At 40.6% G+C, this 19,793-nt stretch carries 12 protein-coding genes; 2 read left to right on the top strand and 10 right to left on the bottom strand.

All coding sequences use genetic code 11. From position 1 onward, the window contains the following. The first annotated feature begins 42 nt into the window (after positions 1-42). Positions 43-798: a sulfite exporter TauE/SafE family protein gene (locus U735_RS0122350; protein ID WP_031445948.1), complete on the top strand. Its 756-nt coding sequence runs from the start codon at positions 43-45 to the stop codon at positions 796-798. Positions 799-1,161: 363 nt separating this feature from the next. Then, positions 1,162-2,970, top strand: a complete 1,809-nt coding sequence (locus U735_RS0122360) for a hypothetical protein (RefSeq protein ID WP_031445949.1) — start codon at positions 1,162-1,164, stop codon at positions 2,968-2,970. A gap of 85 nt (positions 2,971-3,055) precedes the next feature. On the opposite strand, the gene U735_RS0122365 is transcribed toward U735_RS0122360, so the two are convergent. The 10 genes from U735_RS0122365 to U735_RS0122415 form a co-directional block, all read right to left on the bottom strand. Further along, entirely contained in the window at positions 3,056-4,153 is a 1,098-nt protein-coding gene (locus U735_RS0122365) for an alkaline phosphatase family protein (protein ID WP_031445950.1), read from the bottom strand. 24 nt (positions 4,154-4,177) lie between these two features. Then, complete coding sequence (locus tag U735_RS0122370) at positions 4,178-5,773, bottom strand: purple acid phosphatase family protein (RefSeq protein ID WP_031445951.1); 1,596 nt, start codon at positions 5,771-5,773, stop codon at positions 4,178-4,180. 55 nt (positions 5,774-5,828) lie between these two features. Continuing rightward, the gene (pbfA, locus tag U735_RS0122375; protein WP_031445952.1) at positions 5,829-7,193 is read right to left on the bottom strand and encodes a (R)-1-hydroxy-2-aminoethylphosphonate ammonia-lyase; all 1,365 of its coding nucleotides are present in this window, start codon (positions 7,191-7,193) and stop codon (positions 5,829-5,831) included. Positions 7,194-7,287: 94 nt separating this feature from the next. Continuing rightward, the gene (locus tag U735_RS0122380; protein WP_051892293.1) at positions 7,288-9,003 is read right to left on the bottom strand and encodes an alkaline phosphatase family protein; all 1,716 of its coding nucleotides are present in this window, start codon (positions 9,001-9,003) and stop codon (positions 7,288-7,290) included. A 303-nt stretch (positions 9,004-9,306) separates the two neighbouring features. Further along, positions 9,307-10,788, bottom strand: coding sequence for a SusD/RagB family nutrient-binding outer membrane lipoprotein (locus tag U735_RS0122390; RefSeq protein ID WP_031445955.1), 1,482 nt, complete (start codon positions 10,786-10,788; stop codon positions 9,307-9,309). Between the two features lie 13 nt (positions 10,789-10,801). Beyond that, the gene (locus U735_RS0122395) at positions 10,802-13,945 is read right to left on the bottom strand and encodes a SusC/RagA family TonB-linked outer membrane protein (RefSeq protein WP_031445956.1); all 3,144 of its coding nucleotides are present in this window, start codon (positions 13,943-13,945) and stop codon (positions 10,802-10,804) included. 202 nt (positions 13,946-14,147) lie between these two features. Then, positions 14,148-15,437 carry a DUF5690 family protein gene (locus U735_RS0122400; RefSeq protein ID WP_031445957.1) on the bottom strand — a complete coding sequence of 430 codons (1,290 nt, stop codon included), beginning with the start codon at positions 15,435-15,437 and terminating at the stop codon, positions 14,148-14,150. 164 nt (positions 15,438-15,601) lie between these two features. Then, positions 15,602-18,103 (bottom strand): heavy metal translocating P-type ATPase, encoded by a 2,502-nt coding sequence (locus tag U735_RS0122405; RefSeq protein WP_031445958.1) that lies wholly within the window; start codon positions 18,101-18,103, stop codon positions 15,602-15,604. A gap of 74 nt (positions 18,104-18,177) precedes the next feature. Next, positions 18,178-18,741: a helix-turn-helix domain-containing protein gene (locus U735_RS0122410; protein ID WP_232233314.1), complete on the bottom strand. Its 564-nt coding sequence runs from the start codon at positions 18,739-18,741 to the stop codon at positions 18,178-18,180. 435 nt (positions 18,742-19,176) lie between these two features. Continuing rightward, complete coding sequence (locus U735_RS0122415; RefSeq protein ID WP_031445960.1) at positions 19,177-19,758, bottom strand: RidA family protein; 582 nt, start codon at positions 19,756-19,758, stop codon at positions 19,177-19,179. Between the last annotated feature and the right edge of the window lie 35 nt (positions 19,759-19,793).

Consider the following 19,793-nt stretch of genomic DNA (forward strand, 5'->3'; position numbering starts at 1 on the left):
TTTTTTGGGATACTTTTGCCCTTTGTTCGCTAAATGTCACATATGATTCTCTCAACAACACCAGATATCACCATAACGGCTTGGACACTTGCTCTAACCGCAGCATTTGTTATAGGAATTTCCAAAGCTGGGATTAAAGGAATTGCTATCATCAATGTTACCTTAATGGCCTTGGCTTTCGGGGCCAAGGAATCCACAGGATTAATTGTGCCCTTACTAGTTGTTGGAGATGCCTTCGCCGTAATTTACTACAATAGACATGCACAGTGGAAGTATATAGTTGCCTTTTTGCCCTGGATGATCCTGGGCATACTCATAGGCACGGCCATAGGGAAAGATTTGCCTGAAAAAACCTTTAAGATCAGCATGTCCGTTATTATTTTGGGAACGGTTATAATGATGTATTGGTGGGACAGAAAAAAATCTAAAAACGTTCCTACCCATTGGGCATTTGCCGGTTTTATAGGGACCATGGCAGGGATTACGACCATGATAGGAAATTTGGCCGGAGCCTTTTCGAATATTTATTTTTTGGCCATGAGGCTGCCGAAGAACGAATTTATTGGAACCGCGGCTTGGCTGTTTTTTATAGTAAATATCTTTAAACTGCCCTTCCATATTTTCATTTGGAAGACCATTACCCCGGAGACCTTGCTCATAAATTTAAAATTGGTTCCAGGAATTGTTCTCGGAATCATTGTAGGGGTGCGTTTGGTGAAAATTATAAAAGAACAATTCTATCGAAAAATGATTTTGGTCCTTACCGCAGTAGGGGCATTTCTAATCCTCTTTAGGTAATGAAAAAAAAGCTGGTGCAATGCACCAGCTCTTCAACTAGACTAACTCAAACTAATACTAACTCAAACTTTTCGAGACAAAAATCGTATTAATAACCCGACCAGAAGTTAACTAAACTTCAAGCTAACATTACCAAAAATAAAAGCTTCGGTCTCCTTAGAATAGCTATATCTCCCAAGCCCCTGAACACCAGTTGTATATTTTATCCATTTCCTGATAATTATCATATTCTAAGAACTCCTTTCTTCTAAAATTTGTCGATTCATATTTGAACTGTCCTGCAACTAGAAGGTATCCTATAAATGGCAACCTCTGTTGCGATTGCAGTAGTGACATAGGAACGGTACAACAAAAAATGTTAAAATGAATAAACATAGCTTTCATATTCCAGTTATGGGAATAGGGTTTACCATAGATACACCCCTCAAAGTTTCCCACCTAGGTATAGATTCTGTAATTTCTTTGGTCGATGACATCCTGATTGAAAAATTAAGGAAAATGTACTGTGAAAAATTTGAACTTCCCTACCAGGAAATTTCAGACAAATTGGAAGATTTTAGGGCCAAAAGAATTACCAGTTATCTCAACTTGATCAATGATGTGGCGCAAAAAAAATTTACGGACCTGATTAATTCTGCCCATGAAACAGCAAAAGAAATAAAGGAATATTTAAGTCTACTGCCTAATGCTTCCCATCTAAAGGAAGAATTTGAAAATCTTACTTCCGGCGATTTCAGTGTCGCGGAAATTAAAAAATGGTTGAAGGAGAATTTGTATATGGGCAGCATCGATGTCAATATTATGACCAAAGTGGACAAGGACAATTATACAAAAAATGACAAACTCCCCACCGAATTTAATGATGCCCATGCAGCCTTGCGCGGATATGCCAATAGCGACCTTAATTCCTCCGTAATCCTTTCTGCTGGGATGAACCCCCGACTTTATAGTTATATGGAAAATTTCGATGATTTTTTTCCAGATGGGAATGGCAACATTAAAAAGAAAATAGTCCTAAAGGTAAGTGATTATAGATCTGCACTGATTCAAGGCAAGTTTCTGGCCAAAAAAGGGATTTGGGTATCGGAATATAGGATAGAATCCGGGCTAAATTGTGGAGGACATGCCTTTGCTACAGATGGTTATTTAATGGGTCCTATTATGGCCGAGTTCAGGGACAATAAACAAGCCTATATAAATGAAATCCACGATATTTTAATTCCGGCACTAGCCAACAAGGGCCGCGAAGTACCCAAACAAAATCTATCCTTAAAAATAACTGCCCAAGGAGGTGTGGGTACCGCAGAGGAACACCAATTTTTAATGGATCATTACAAGGTGGATTCTGTTGGTTGGGGAACCCCATTTCTCTTGGTTCCTGAGGCCACAACTGTTGACAAGGCTACCTTGGATAAATTGGTTGCCGCCAAAGAAGAGGATTTGTACCTGAGTGATATATCCCCATTGGGAGTACCCTTCCATAACCTTCGTGGAAACACCAAGGATATGGAAAAGTTTAAAAACATAGACAAGGATCGCCCGGGAAGTTCCTGTCCTAAGAAATTTGTAGCCTTGAACAAAGACTATTCCGAGAAAGGGCTTTGCACTGCCTCAAGGCAATACCAGCATTTAAGAATTAAGGAACTGGATGCACTGGATTTAACCGAAAAGGAATATACCGGAAAATTCAATAAAATAACAGAGAAATCATGTACCTGTGTAGGTCTTGGCACCTCAGCCTTATTGGCCTATGGCTTGGATACCAAAACAGAAGGAACTGGAGTTTCCATCTGCCCAGGGCCCAATATGGCCTATTATTCCAAAATAATGACCTTAAAGGAAATGGTAGACCACATTTACGGGCGTGGCAATGTAATTACCAGAACCGATAGGCCCCATATGTTTATTAAGGAGCTTGGAATCTACTTGGATTATCTCAAAAATAGAATTGAGGAATCAAGGGAATCTATGAATAAGAAGCAGGAGAAATACCTATTGACATTTACCCATAATTTGAATGAGGGCATCACCTATTACCAACAATTGTTTGGAAATTTAAAAGGGCGATTTGAAGATGTAAAGCTTGCTGTTCTAGAGGAATTGACACAAGGGCTAGAAACATTGGAAGGCTTTAAACAGGACATAGAGGCACTTTCTTTGTCGGAGGTATAAGAACAAAATATCCTAGGACGGAATCTATCCTAGGATATTTTTTTAGCTCAATCGATTATTTGAAGTACCCTATTATTGGAAACCACTATTTGGTATAAAGCGAAATAGACTCTCCTTCAAAATCATGATCTTTTAATTGGAGCTTCATAGCCTCTAATACTGTTGGAGCTATTTGATTGGTATATAACTTTTCCTGAGAAGTAATTTCGCCCAAAGTGCTTACTTCTTTCCCAAATGCTACTAACCATACTTCATCTGCACCCGCAATATCACCGCCATGGCTTTTCCATGTTTCCAAGGGTTGGGTACCCCTACCGTGATCCGTGGTTATAATAAAGGTAGTGTTGTCTTTGTAAAAATCATCCCCCTGAACAAACTGCCACAATTCCTTGATCAATCCGTCAGTATTGTGAGCCGATTTTAAATAAGCCTCATAATCTCCGTCATGGGCAAAATCATCAGTTTCTCCATAGGAGATATATACCAATTTTGGATGTTCTTTTTTCATATGCTCCAAGGCAAAATGATGTGTAAAAGCATCCAAACGTACCGTTCCCCAAGGACTAGGTACCTGTGGTTGCAACTGATTCAGGAATTCTTCACGCGGGCTTAGATTTGCTCCCTCTGCAATGTCAAATCCAGCATTCACCGGTACCCCCGATCGTTCCTCATTTATTATATATGGAAATACGTCCCAACTTCCAAAAGCAGCCACCTTCCCCCTATACCCAGGTAATTTATTTACCCGTTCCAAAATGGTTGTATTGGGATTGTTTATCTTCTTATTGCTGGTAATGCGACTATCATCTGCTTCACCGCTTAAAATCTCGTTATATCCAGGGTAGGAAAACCACATGGTATTGGTCAAGTTTACCATACTGCCCTTAAACCTATTGCCGTATAGTTGACCCATTTCTGCCACTTCGTTCCAAAAAAATGGCATTAACAACGATCTTCTTTCTTCTGGGGTCGACCTCCAAAAGCGGGATTTCAATGCCGTAGTATCGCCAACATAATCCTTGTTTGCGACCAATAGGGAATCCGCCCCTGAAAATAGTTCCTGCCATCGGAAACCGTCCATAGTAATCAATATTACATTGGGAGCTTCCTTACTTTGGGCGGCAAGTGGACCAAAAAAACCAAAAAGGATCACACATAGAACGGTGTTAACGGTTTTCTTCATATCTATACTTTTTATGAATTATAACTAATTGTTGGTCTTAAATGTAGCGGTAGTTGACCAATCGCTCCAATTTAAATTTTGGTCGCGGTAGCGCACCCTCCAGTAGTAGGTGGTTCCGGATTTTAATCTGTTTGTTTTTTCATCTGTTAGGTCATCGTCCTTTTGCCGATTTTCCTTGTAGTACCAATTTTCAAATTGTTTCCAGCTGTTAAAAATTGGCTTTTCAAAGTCATTGCTCTCTGCTATCTGCCAATGGGAGGCCGCATGGAAAGCATTGCTAAAGCTGCTGTTGAAATCCCCTGCCTTTAGGATAGTTCCCGTAAAATCGACCGTTTCGTTATTGGGTGAGATAACACTGGGAACCCCAGGTTTTCTTTTGTTTTTAAATATTACAAGGCTGTCCCTGAGTTCGTTTTTGCGTTCCAATTCTTCGTTCCCCTGACTAATCCTTTTAATGGTAAACTTAGGGTCTTCCTGGCTGGCATCAACTTCCACCATCACAAAACCATATTCGTCCTGGGTTACCGTAAATTCATCGTAATCCCTGCCTTCAAATTCTCCCCAATTATCAATGGCACCTCCTGCAGAGGCAACGTTGATCCATAAGTGTTTATGATCCTTGGACTGACCCCTGGAATAGCCGTGGGTATGCCCAAAAAAGTGAATACTGGGCTTCCCTGTCTTGGTGGTAAATGCCTCCAAAAGGGCCACCACTTTTCCGGTAAAATCCTCTTCGCCCGGAATCCAAAGTTCGGATTTGTGTGGATGGTGCAATTGGGCAAAAACAAAATCAACCTCCTCGTTTTTGGCCGTTTCGTCCAAGAGCTTTTGCAGCCATTCATACTGGTCCCTACTGTTATTATAGCCATCGTTTGAATTGAGCCCAATAATCCTGGTATTCCCGTAATCCTTAAACCACCAATGTTCCGCATAGGCAGGTGTACCGTTTTCGGGAAGACTGAAATATTTAAAATAAAATACCGAGTTCTTTTCGTGATTCCCCAATACCGGGTAGACGGGCACCTCTGCAAACAATTTTTCGGCAGGATTAAAAAAATGTTCCTTCCACTGGTAATATTTGGTGCCATTCTCCACCAGATCGCCAGGAATCATCACCATGGCCAAATTATTGGGAAGCTTGCCGCCAAACTCCTTTTCCAAATATTGCAAAATGCCGTCATTGACTACTTCGGAAAACTTATTGGGGTTATTATGATCTATTTGCATATCGCTCATCGCCACAATTTTGAAGGACTCATGGTCACTGGCAAAAGGAGGGGTCTTAAATTGAAAGATATCCGAAACCATTTTTCCCGTTTTTACACGGTAATAATACTCTGTAAAGCGTTGCAGACCCTCCAATTTAACCTCATGGATACGGGATTCACTAAAATTGATATCAAAGGCAATACCCTTGGTCTTTTTTCCTAGTTTTGGTGTTAATCCCCATTCCACTATGCTTTCATCACCCATGGACGTTTCCCACATAATTTTAATGGAATTGGGCTCCGCATCCTGAAGATAGGGTTGAATTAAAAACTCTTCTTGTACATTTTGGGCACTACCCGCTAAATGGAATGCCATGGCAATAAACAATATTACTGTACTCTTAATGTTCATCTGTTTATTTATTATTTAATAGACGGTTTTATCTTAGAATGCTCGACCATTTTAATTACGAATGTACAATGGCCAAACTCTCATCAAGGATATTTAAGGCTTTGTTCAGTTTCTTTCGACTAATGGTCAGTGCTGGTGACAATTGCAGTACATTACCAGCGGATACTTTATAACTAAGGCCCCTTTTAAGGCATTCATACATGACCACTTCCGCCTCATTGATAGCCTTTTCCTTTGTTTTTTTATCCAATACCAGTTCCACGCCCCACAATAATCCCTTGCCCCTAACATCCCCTATTAAAGGATATTTTAATTGCAATGCTGCCAAGGACGATTTCAAATATTTCTCATCTGCCCTTACCTTGTCGAATATTTTTTCATTTTCCAAAAAAGCAATGGTAGCAAGACCCGCCACTGCGCCCAACGGACTTTTTTCATGGGTATAATGCCCAAGGGAGATATCTCCAAATTTGTTGTATTCGTCCCTGGTAACTATTGCGGCCTGCGGAAAAATACCGCCTCCCAATCCTTTGCCGATACACAATATATCTGGTTCAATATCATAATGTTCAAATACGAACATTTTACCAGTTCTTCCCAAGGCAATAGGAATTTCGTCCAGTATCAGCAATACTCCATATTTGGTGCAAAGTTCCCTCGCCTTTTTCCAAAAATTTTTGGAGGGCAATTGCACATCCGTATTTCGGATCGTTTCGGCAATAAAAGCCCCCATATCGCCTTCTTTGGAAAACACATATTCCAAATATTCCAAACATTTATCCTCATTGTCCTCAAAAATCCCACGATAGGTTATTGGAGGGGGAATTCGTTCTACGCCCGGCATTAAAGGCCCCATAGACTCCCTAAAAACGGATTCCCCTCCCACACTGATGGCATCCAAGGAGGCCCCATGAAATGAATCCCAAAAGGAAACCACCTTAAATCTTCCTGTAATGGCCCTCGCCAATTTTAAAGCTATCCCTATGGAGGAACTCCCATTGGGTGTAAAGAGAACCCTATTAAGGTCTGATGGCATTAAAGAGGCCAATTTCTCGGCAAAATCAATGGCAGGTATATTGGTATAACGCCTTGGTGAAAAAGGTAAAACCCTTAATTGCTCAATAATTTTTTCAATTAGTTGTGGATTGGCGTAGCCCACTTGGTGCACGTTGTTGCCATGGAAATCCAGGTATTTTTTTCCTGATATATTTTCAATATAGGGGCCCTCACAACTTTGTAAGACATCCAAACAGGGTGTGGACATGGACTGGTGCAAAAAATATCGGGCATCCCGTTCCAAAATCTGTTTGGTTTCATCACTTATCTGGGAGTCCATCCAAGCTGCACGTGCGGGAGTAAAATTTATATCCCCTTCGGTCTTTTTGTTTTGGGCATCAATGCCTAAATTATCTTGCTTCATAAGGTCCGTATTTTGCTAGTATATTTCGGTCATGGAGATCAACATAAGAATAAATAATAAGCTTCATTGACTATTTTTTTTCTACTATTTCCAATTACTTTAAAATTGTAGAAGGTAATACTTGTTTAGGAGTGGTCGTAGTTTGATAATCCACATTCAACCATCCACTTCCACCACCATTAAACCATACCACTTGTAAGGGGTAGGTCCCCGGCTGCAGGGTAATACCGCCATTCTTTTCAATTACCCCATGGTCCCCATCATTGTCCACTACCAATTCATTATTTACCCATAATTTACTTCCATCGTCAGAATTGGTATAAAAGGTAAACCTATCTTCCTTTTCAACCTGAATGCTGGTGCTAAATCTTACCACTGTACTGCTTCTAATTTCTTCCTTTACCTCATCGGAAGTAATTTCGAAACAAGTTCCCTTAGCATCCGGTCTTTTATTTTCCAGGCTTGGAATGCTGGTCAAGTTTTCCAAATAAAATACCTCATAAGATATGGGCGGCGCCATTGTCTTATTTTTTATTCTAAAAAAGGCCTCCGAGACTGTACTGGCAATTTTCCCATTTCTAAAAATAGCACTTTTAACAACAACATTTTCGGTTGTCCTGACGGCCTCTGTGTATAAGGTGGAATTTGCATTGGGCATGGTACCATCCAAGGTATACCTTATCTCACCAGCACCATTTGTATTTTCAATAATGATGTTGGCGGTGTCATCGAATAGGCCACCAGCCTTTTTATTGAGTGTGGCTACAGGTAAAATGACAGGTTCTTCAACCCTTTCCGTAATTGGATAATCATCACTAAGTTCATATCCCTCAAAAGCATTCTTTACGGGTTTTCCAATCCAGGCCATAGGTGTTTTTATCCCCAAAGCAAAGGCGACCGTAGCTGCATTGTCGTACTGATATACTGGATATTTAAGCACATGGTTCTTCTTGACCGATTTTCCCCAAAGGATAAAAGGAATTTCTATTTCCTGTAAAGATTCCCCTCCGTGCCCTTTGCCCAATCCACCATGATCTGCACTTATAATAACCAATGTTTCATCTGCCATTCCGGATGCCTTGATAGCTGCCATTACTTCTGCCAGCATGGCGTCCGCCTTTTCCACGGATTTATAGTATTCAGGACTTCCGTGACCATATTCATGTCCGCCGTGATCCACATGATCAAAATGGATAAAAGTGAAGGTGGGCTTTTTGTCTTTTATATAAGCACTTGCCAAGGCTGCTGTTTCATCCTCGGAATCCGGACTTATGTCATAATCCACGGCACCTTTCTCGAACAACCGTCCAAACCCGGTCCAATGATAAATAGCTCCAATTTCCGCATTTTCCTTTTGGTCATCTATCAATTGAAAGATGCTGGGAAAAAGAAAATCCTCACTTTGAATAATTGTAGGCAAAACAAAATTGTTTTTCTCCCAGCTATTTGAAGTAATTCCATGCTGCTCCGGCCCCGCACCCATAATCATGGAAGCCCAGTTGGTACTGGAACTGGTTGGCAGAACCGCCCTGGCGTGCATGCTTGAAGCCCCTTCACTTATTATCTTATCAAAGGTCGGAGTTGTTGCTTTTTTGAGTCCATCGGGGCTTAATCCGTCAAAACCAATAACCACAACATGCTTTACTATAGGGGAATTTTCATGTTCCTTTTTGGCACAGGACCAAAATGAACCGGAAATAATCATAAATGCAATTGTTTTTAGCAATATTTCTTTGGCTAAAACTTTTCGCAAGATGCCTGAAATAACCGAAATCATGGTGCTTTTAAATACAAAATTGGCTTTGCTCATTTTGATTGGTTTTAATTTTTGATTAATGAAGAAGCGTAAATATCATGTGACTAAGTTAAGTTAAATAGTTAATAATATTAAATTTTTGTAACTATAACTATAATTTCTATATAATATTTATAATGGTCATCAACATACAAAGCATCCTCCCTCCCCTTATAATTCCCCTTACTTGGTTACCTAAAAAGGCAAAGCCACAGTGGTTTTCCACTGTGGCCTTGAACAAATTATATATGGGCTTAGGTTTTGTATTGCGGATCATTATCGGCAATATGCTCCCAAAATCCTTTTTGGTGCCGAAAATTATTCCAACCACCAAGTTATTTCACGAATCTTATCGTTCCCAGCCCCAAACTGTCTTTCAATTGCTGCAGCTACATTTGCAGAATTGTTGTTGTACTCAGAATTAGGGTAAATCCATCGGGTAGGAGGTGTGGCCCCAGGTAATTGTGCAAATGCTGGATAACCTGTCCTTAAATGATCAAAATATGCCCTCCAGCCTGTTTGCAAAAAGGAAGTAAAATATTTCTGCGTCAAAATAAGCTCCAACTTTTCGTCAGTGGTCAAGCTGTTATCAAATGCCACCTCTGCTCCCAAAAGATAGGTGTCTGCATCCGAAGACTCTACATAAGTTTCAAAGTTCTTGGCATATGTATTATAAAAATCGAAAGAAGCTTTAACTCCATTTTCATAATGTTCCTTTGCGTCAGTAGCAATCCATCCACGAACGGATGCTTCGGCCAAAATAAACTCCAATTCCCAATATCCCATTAGGTTGTGGGGCTCGGTAGTAGGGTCTGTAGTATATCGCAGGTTTACCTTGGAGACATCACCTGCTGCAGCCTTGTCATTAACCTCTGCATAAGGCGCTAAGGGATCTCCACCTTCATAGGCCATAAAATCATCAATAGCCAATCCTGCTTCCTTGGCATTTTTGGTCTGTCCGCAATAAATGAACAACCTAGGATCCTGTCTGTCCTGAAGCATTTCGATAAAAGTTGAGGACATATACATTCCCGATCCATAACCACTGGAGTTGAATTCCGTATACCTGCTTCCTTCCTCGTCCAAGAAGGTCAACTGGCCATTGTCCTCGTTAGACACCATTATAGGCTCATTATTGTATATACTGGCAAAGGAACTTATTACGCTCAAGTCGGCATCGCCAACCTTTTTGGAAAGGGTCATAAGAACCTTTAATCTAAAGGAATTGACCAATTTTTGCCATTTGGTAGTATTACCACCAAAAATAATATCCCCGGCAATAATGTTGGTATTCCCCTCCAGAAGATCATTGGCTTCCGACAATTCCCTTAATATCCCAACAAAAACTTCCTTTTGGCTATCATACTTGGGCAAATACTGCTCCTCTGTTTCACCTTTAAGGGCTTCGCTATAAGGAATGTCGCCAAATGTAAGGGTCAGGTTATAGAAGTAAAATGCCCTAAAGAATTTGGATAAGGCAATATATTCATCACTTTCTATACGTTCTGCCTCCTGCATCATTTTGGTGACCTCTCCCAACATATTATAGTCGTCAAAGCTGGCACGGTCCCAGTTGTAATATTGACCACTGTTCTCCCCATCGGTCTGCACCAATATACGCGAGGCGTATAAGGCACCAGTACCATCGACCTCAAAGGCATTGCTTGCAATATTGGTCAATAACAATTGTGGGTGCGTTTCACTGACATTGTTAGGGTTGTCGTTCAATTCTGTAAGATCTTGACAGCCAGTAAGGGCCATCAATACCGTTAGGCTAAATAAAATTCCTATTTTCTTCATTTTGTGTCTTTTACTAAAATTTAACATTAACGCCTATACCAATGTATCTAGTGGAAGGATCCTGTAAATTATTGTCGTTCCCAAAATCCGGATCAATGATATCTGCCTTCTTCCATACCAATAAATTATAGCCGCTAAGGGTTACATCAAGATTTTTTACACCATTGATATTGGCCAGTTCGGTGAAATCATAATTAAAGGAAAGTGTTCTTAATTTAAAGAAGCTTCGATCGAAAATATTCGCAAATTTCTCACTTTCCTTATAGGTCACAGCAGCCCTGTACGGATAGTTCTGTGACCAGGTCTGCCAGCTTACTGCAGTAGTATTCTGGGTGTACGTCCTAGTATCGGAAATTACATCCCCATTTACGTCCTGCACCAGGTCTCCCCCTGTAACCTGTACCCCTTCCGGTACATACACTGGTACACCGGCGGCATACTCCGCATCCCTATATTCGGTAGAATTGGGGTGCTTACCGCCCCACCACATTTTTTCAACGGTCAAGGAACGGATTAGACCGCCCCATCCACCGTCTATCCCAACGTTTACGGTGAGGTTCTTATACTTAAAGCTATTCTGAAGTCCAAGGGTCCAATCCTGATCGTTATGCCCCAAAAGCTGTGGGAAATTATCCCTAATTGGCAATCCGTTAGCTCCCAGGATCAGATCTCCATCCGCAGACTTCTGCCACACAGTTGCATAGTAGCTATCTGCCCTATCGTTCAGCCTTAGATTATTATACGTGGTATTGTTCCCATATATTTCCGTGATTTTCTGAACCTTTCTGCTCCAGTTGGCAGTTACATTCCAACTAAAGTCATCAGTAAGGATAGGTTTGGCATTAAGTACCACTTCCAGGCCATTGGTAGTATATTCGTTACCATTTACCTTTCTATTTTCAAATCCTGATGTGTTTGAAATTGGCAGATCTATAATCTGGTTAGTATCTACCACATTATAATAAGTAAGGTCCAGTGCAAGCCTATTCTTTAAAAAGGCAGAACTTAGACCAAGCTCGAACGAATTGGAACTTTCGGGCTCTATATTGGCATTTACAAGACCATTAGGGTACTGCAATTTAATATTGCCTCCAAAAACCCCGCTATTGGTATAATAAGACTCTGTGCTATAAGGGTTCAAATCACTGGAAACCTGTGCCCATGAGCCGTAAAGCTTTAAATAATCCACAGCCTCGGGCATAGTTACAAAATTGGATACCACCGTACTCAAAGAAACTGATGGGTAGAAATAGGAACGATTTTCCTTTGGCAATGTAGAAGACCAGTCGTTTCTAGCAGCGGCTGTTAAAAACACTGCATTATATAGATCCAATCCCAAAGTGGCATAGACACTATTGGTTGCCCTTTCCTGAACATAAGTAGTTGCGGCCACATTGCCACTTGTGTTGTTAAGACTATACACAAAAGGTACCACAAGACCATCTGTAGAATTGTATTCCTGCTGATATTTTCTGTAAAAGGCAGAAGCACCGGCATTGACGTCGAAGGAGATATCCTCGGTCAAAGATTTGGTGTAGGAAGCCAAAATATCATAATCTACGGTCAGTCTCTTGGAATTCCAGGTCTTATAATCACCTTCCCTGGCATCGCCATAATTTAAATAAGTCTTGGGACTTTGTCTATCCTCAAAAATATCCTGTATAACGGCTGAACCCCTTCCCTGTAGATTTAGGCCTTCGGCTATATTATACTTAAGTACCATCTGGGCATTGATAAGATCCGCATCGTATTTCTGGTTCAGTTCATTGGCCGCAAAGTACACGTTGTTGTACCAGGCATAATTAAAGTTGGCCTGTCTGTATCCTTCCTGACCTGGAACGTACATGTGCTCTTTTAAGTCCTGACCGTCAACATCGTCTCCCATCCAGATAAGTATGGTATACATGTGGTTCTTTGGTCCGTAGCCGTGTCTTGGATAGTTTGGGGAATACACCTTATTATAGGACAATTTACTATCCAACGTAAGAGATTTGGAAAGGTTGGTGGTAGACTTAAAAGTTAATCCTCCTGTTTTTAGACCGGAATTGGGAACCCTGTCTTTTTGGTCGGAATAATTTCCAGACAAACGGAAAGACCCTTTTTCGGATTTGCTCGATATGGAAAAATCCGTACTTGAAATATACCCGGTACCCATAAAATCTTTTAAATTATTGTGATATTCCCATGGAGTAGGCACTCTGGAATAACGGGATTTATCGTCATATTGGGTGCCATAAACATCCCCCCACCAGGGAATGGTTTCCCCAGTAACGTTATCCAATATGGGACTGTTCCATTGGGAGACCAAAACCCCAGGTTCAAACTTGGGACCCCAGATCATATCCCCATCAGAAATACCTCCGTCCTTACCGTCCCAGAATTCATATTTACCATTGGATCCATTACCATATTCTGTCTGGGTTTCCGGAAAAACTGTGAAGCCCGCAGATACCATTGTATTATGGGAAACAGAAATTTCCAATCCATCTACATTGGCATTCTTTGTTGTTATCAATATAGCACCATTTCTACCCCTAGATCCATAGAGTGCAGAAGCCGTAGTTCCTTTTAAGACGTTTACATTGGCAATATTATTGGCAGAAACATCATAAAAATCGGTCTCCACAGGTATCCCATCAATTACGATCAAGGGCGATTTGCCCCTTAGGGAAAATGAAGGCTTTTGAAATAGCCCGGTGGGATTGCTAACATTTAGGCCTGCCACCTGACCAGTAAATAAATTTCCCACATTGGGAGCATTTATTTCCTCTATAATCTCCACATCCATTTTTTGGGTGGCATAACCAATCTTTTTCTCTGCTCTGGTAATCCCCAAAGCCGTTACTACCACTTCATTCAATTTTTCCGAATCGGGAAGAAGTACTATTTCCGCTGATGTTTTGCCAGAAGTGGCAAATTCAATGGGAATATATCCTATATAGGAAACGAGGAGGATATCGCTTGCCGAATTTAATTCAATTTGAAAATTTCCGTCAAAATCGGTAGCCACACCCTTGGCACTACCTTTAATGACCACCGATGCCCCTGGTAAAGGCGCATTGTTTTCATCCAAAACCGTTCCCGTAAATACTCCCTGGGAATGGCCCATGATAAATGCAAAAAAGGCAAATATCATAACAATACTTGTTTTGTTCATTCTTTTTAGTTTGTGATTTTTTAATTATTTAGTGAGCGCAAATATCCCTGGCACAGGTTAACTAAACCCTCAATTAATATTAAAAGATTGCAATGAAATGTGCTTAATTGTTAAAACAACGTTAAGGTCGCAAATGAGACAAGAAAAGTGCAACCCTAAAAGAAATTTAAGGAGTGATGACGGGGAATAAACAGTAGAAAATTTAAACCTCTACCAAGTGTATTTCCGACTTTTCCACCAATAAATTCTTCTTGTATTTCCTTTTAAAGTAGAAAAGTGAAACTAAAGTAATAATAGACCCCAAAACGGCGATTAAATAAGTGCTGGCCATAAAGAAATTGAGCCAAGAAAGCGAGCTCTGACCAAAATTCTTATAAAGCAGAACACCCATACTGCCCAAATAACCGAAAGCATCCGCAATATATATTAGGTATCCTGCATTGCCCTTTATACGGAAAGTGGCTATCATGCGATCGAAAAAAATACAGTTAAAAGGCACATAGCATATATAGAGTCCAAAACCAACACTGATCATCCAAAGAATAGGCGAAATTAAATCCATTTGAAACAACAAGGTAGAAAGACCAATGGCAATAGTGCCAAAAAGTAATAGGTAATGATAGGAGACAAAAGCCTTATAATTGCTTTTGATCACTCCCAAAAAACCTATGATAACCAGTACCAATATGGCGATAGGCAGTTCCGATATGGTATATATGGCGGCATCTCCCTCAAAACCTAAGGCATCCCAGATCTCCCTGGAAAAATTATCCCTGAAATCGCGCAATGCCGTTAAAAAAGTGTAGAAAAAAACCAAAATTATAATCGGGAACAAGAACGCAAGAAAAACCCTTTTCCTATCCTTTCCTGTCATAGGCTGCCGTTCTGTTCTAAGTTCCTTATCCTCCTCTGTAGGTTGGGGCATTCTATTCAATAACCAGGCAAAAAACACAAAAGGAGCCAAAAAAACAGCTCCAGTAACAGATGGCATCCAAAATTGGGACACCTGCAAGTTTTCCATAACCAAAAGACCAACAGATTTTACCGCTCCACTGGATACAATAAAGCTGGAGCACAAAGCCACACCCAAAAATTCGGTAAACTTTCTACCTTCCAAATATGAAAATACAATTCCCCAGACCATCCCCAACGGAAGTCCATTTAAAAACATAAATATAAAATTATAGGGGGCAGGAGTTATGGCGAACAAAAGTAGACTTACTTCAGCTGCAAGAATTAAGCCCAAAAGATAATATATTCTCTTGTTGGGCTGAAGCTCGGAAATTACTTTGATACCTATAAATTTAGAAAGCATATAGCCCATAACCTGGGCTATAATCAAGATTATCTTGTAATCGACCCCAGCAAAAGAAAGATCCTCAAACGTGGCTACTGTAAAAGGCTTACGAAAGGCATACATGCAAAAATAAGTGCCAAAGGAGGCAAATGCCCCATACAGCAAAAACGAAATATCTTTTTTTACTAGCTTCAAAAATGATGGCAGTTTGGTGTAAAAGTTCTCAAAAGATAAATATTAAAAGACAATATTCCCCCCTTTTTAAGTTTAAATGAATTTTTTAAAGTTATTAGATCGTTATGTAAAGATTAAAATAATAAACCATGGTATATTTTGTCAATTTTCAGGAAGGTGCCGAATCAAGAAATATCCGCATTTCGCAATCTCAGGGCATTCGCAATTACGGAAACCGAACTAAAACTCATGGCCAAAGCGGCTATCATGGGTGATAATAGTAGTCCGAAAAATGGATATAGAACACCAGCTGCAATGGGGACACCAAGCGTATTATATACCAGTGCAAAAAATAGGTTTTGTTTAATATTTCCCATCACCTTTACACTTAGGTTCCTAGCTTTTACAATTCCCTGTAAATCTCCCTTTACCAAAGTAATGGAGGCACTTTCAATAGCGACATCGGTGCCTGTTCCCATGGCAATCCCAACCTCGCTCTTTGCCAAGGCCGGTGCGTCGTTTATGCCATCGCCTGCCACCGCCACTTTTTTGCCCTGTTCCTGTAAGCTTTCCACTTCATTCAGCTTGTCCTGAGGAAGCATCCCAGCTTTGAACTTGGTAAGATCTAGTTCCCCGGCCACAGCCTTTGCCGTATCATAGTTGTCACCTGTCAACATTATTACGGATATTCCCAAAGATTGCAGTTCTGAAATGGCCTTTTTGCTTGTTTCTTTTATTTTGTCTGTAATCACAACAAATCCAACCGCAGTACCATCCACTGAAATCATGGAAACCGTTTTGCCAAGCTGCTGCTGTGATTTAACCTTATTGATAAGCGCCTCCGACATTGTGGCCTTGACTTCCTCCATCATTCTTTCATTGCCCAATGCCAGCTTTTTCCCTTCGATAATTCCGGTTACGCCCTTCCCGGTGACCGAATTAAATTCCGACACCTTCAATATTTCCGCTCCTTGTTCCTTCCCGTATGCAACCGTTGCCTCCGCCAAGGGATGTTTGCTCATTTGATTGAGTGATACAATGTATTGCAACACTTCTTTCCCAGAGTATTCGTCCGAGGTGACCACGACTTTTTCCACGGATGGCTTTCCTGCTGTAATTGTTCCTGTCTTATCAATAATTAGAGTATCAATTTTATTCATTTTTTCCAAAGCCTCTGCATTTTTGACCAGCACCCCGGATTGGGCCCCTTTACCTATTCCTACCATAACAGACATTGGTGTGGCCAAGCCCAAGGCACAGGGACAGGCTATGATCAATACCGCAATAGCATTTACCAGGGCATAGACATATTTGGGTTCGGGACCAAAAACAGCCCAAACAATAAAAGTAATTACAGAAACCAATACCACCACAGGAACAAAATAACCTGAAATCCTATCCGCCAATTTCTGAATGGGGGCCTGACTGCGACTTGCCTTATTGACCAAATCAATTATTTGTGCCAGCAAAGTGTCCGAGCCCACTTTTTCCGCTTTCATCACAAAGGATTGATTTCCGTTTATAGTTCCGGAACTTACTTGGTCGCCTTCCTTTTTATCTACTGGTATAGGTTCTCCTGTAATCATGGATTCGTCCACTGAGCTCATTCCCTCATGAATGACCCCATCTACAGGAATTTTATCCCCCGGCTTAACCCTGAGCAAATCCCCAATTTTAATTTTATCGATGGCAATGACTTCTTCTTTCCCATCCACCATTTTAATGGCCTTATTGGGTGCAAGTTTCAACAGCTCCTTCACTGCATTGTTGGTCTTGCTATGGGCCCGGGCCTCCAAAAGTTGCCCCAATAAAACTAGGGTCAATATTACCGTAGCGGCCTCAAAATAAACATGTACTGTACCGTGATGGGTTTTAAATTGGGAAGGGAAAATATCCGGAAAAAGCATCCCGAACACACTAAATAACCAAGCAACGCTAGAGCCAATCCCAATAAGGGTAAACATGTTTAAATTCCATGTCATTATTGAGCGATAAGCCCTCTCAAAAAACATCCAAGTTGCATAAAATACCACGGGAATGGACAATCCAAACTGGATCCAGTTCCAATATTTCATATCCAAAATAGTATACAATGGGTTATCGGGAACCATCTCGGACATGGCAATAATAAAAATTGGCAACGTAAAGGCAAGGGCTAACCAAAACTTCTTCAATAATTTTTTATAGTTTTTCTCCTCTGCGGAAATATCTGCCTTTATTGGCACCAAGTCCATTCCACAGATAGGACAGGATCCTGGTTTATCCTCAATAATCTCAGGGTGCATGGGACAGGTGTATTGCGTCCCGTCATTGACATTCATTTTTACCTCTTCCACCAGATCCATTCCACAAACCGGACAATCCCCTGGCTGATCATAGGTTTTATCCCCCTCACAATGCATGGGACAATAAAACGTTCCTGTCCCGGACCCACTAGACTTTTGTTTTTTAGGGGAATGATGCTCGTGTTCTTCCCCTGGCATAGAAATACCATAGGCACCGCCATCATCTTCCAAGGCCTTTTTAAATGTGGATAGAGGTATATGCCCGTCCATTTCAATGATAGCTTCGGCCTTTTCCAGATCTACCGTTGCGTGGGTAACGCCTTCCACTGCTTTTATGGTATTCTCAACATGCGACCTACATCCATTGCAGGTCATACCGTGTATCTTATAAGTGTGTCTCATCTCCAAGCATTTTTAATTCGTAAGTAAAAATAGTCATATCGACACGGAACACTTTTAAGAATTATGGAGATTCTTTACATAATTTTGTCCAGCGGTTTTCTATCCCATTGTTGTAATTTTTTGTACTCTCCCATAGACATGCCGGTGACCGACTTAAACTGCGAGGCTAAATGGCTACTGTTCCGGTAATTTAAGGCATAACCAATTTCAGAAAAATTGAGTTCGTTCATTTGGATGAGTTCCTTGGCCCGTTCAATTTTTAGATCGATGTAGTATTTCTCAATAGTCACTCCTTCCTTTTTACTAAACATTTTACTAAGGATAGAGTAATCTTTATTCAGTTTTTCGGACAAGAAGGTGGACATGTTCCCTACTATATCATTTTCTCCATTATTGATCGTATTAATTAGTTGGATCTTAATGTTTTCAATGATCATATCAGCTGTATCCTTAACCAATTCGAAACCGTTATTTTTCAATATACCTTCTATTTTTTCATCATCATTATCAACGCTTTCCCCATAAACGATCTCTCCTAATTTAATAGATACAATTGAAATCCCAGCCTTGGCAAACTCCTGTGCCAAAAGGGTTTTACATCTATCACAGACCATATTTTTGATTAGGAGTTTTTTCAACTGTTAAAGATTTTAAATTTGGGTATAGCCCAGCCTTAGTTGCGGACTTTTCCAAAAACTATCATAAAAGGTATTAAACCTCAGGGCAAGCCTGTCTGCCGACAAAGGCAGGCCCTGAACCCAATAATAGGAATCGACCCAAGGGTCGAGGTATTGAACCTAGATCCCACCGAAAAAGGCGGGATTAGTTCAACTTACAATTTTCAGTGCGTCTTACTGACTTCTCAAAATTGAGTTTCACTGATAAATATAACAATATTCCCCTTCACAGCTTTGGAGGGGGAATTCATTTTCATTCATAGTTGGTTGGTTGGTTACAAAAGGAATATCGCTTTTCGGGTCCTACATGGAAATCCAACGGCTGTTGACCAGCGTCCTCGGCGGTTTACTTTTTGATGGTAGAAAGGAAGGTATATATAATATTTGGCATCAAATTCAATCTGGCATTACCTCCACTATCATTTCGATCTCCACTGCTATATTCCCGGGAAGGGACCCCATACCTACGGCAGCGCGGGCATGTTTTCCCCTTTCACCAAATACCGCCACCATCAAATCCGAATATCCATTGATCACCTTGGGATGATCGGGAAAATCCGGTCCTGCATTTACCATACCCAAAACCTTGACCACCCTAACTACCTTATTTAAATTTCCCAATTCCGATTTTAAGACCGATAATTGATTAATCCCCGTAATTCGTGCGGCCTCATAACCCTCCTCTATCGTTAGATCTGTCCCGACCTTGCCCTCAATATTTTCGCCATTGGCTTGCAAAGGGCCTTTTCCGGAGAGAAAGATGAGATTTCCAGAGCGAACGGCATTTACATAATTGGCTACAGGAGCACTGGCTTCCATTAAGGTTATGCCCAGTTCCTTAAGTTTTTCCTCTGGATTGTAATCGGCCGGAATCGTTGGGGTTTCAATATTAACTGCCGCCTCCACATCTTCTTTTTTTGTATTGCAGGAAATGGTTATAAAGGCTATTAATGGGACTAAAAAATACTTAAAATTCATACGCTTGCTTTTAAAACTAATTTCTATTAATAACT

It is taken from the genome of Arenibacter algicola (genome assembly GCF_000733925.1).
GTDB classification, from domain to species: domain Bacteria; phylum Bacteroidota; class Bacteroidia; order Flavobacteriales; family Flavobacteriaceae; genus Arenibacter; species Arenibacter algicola.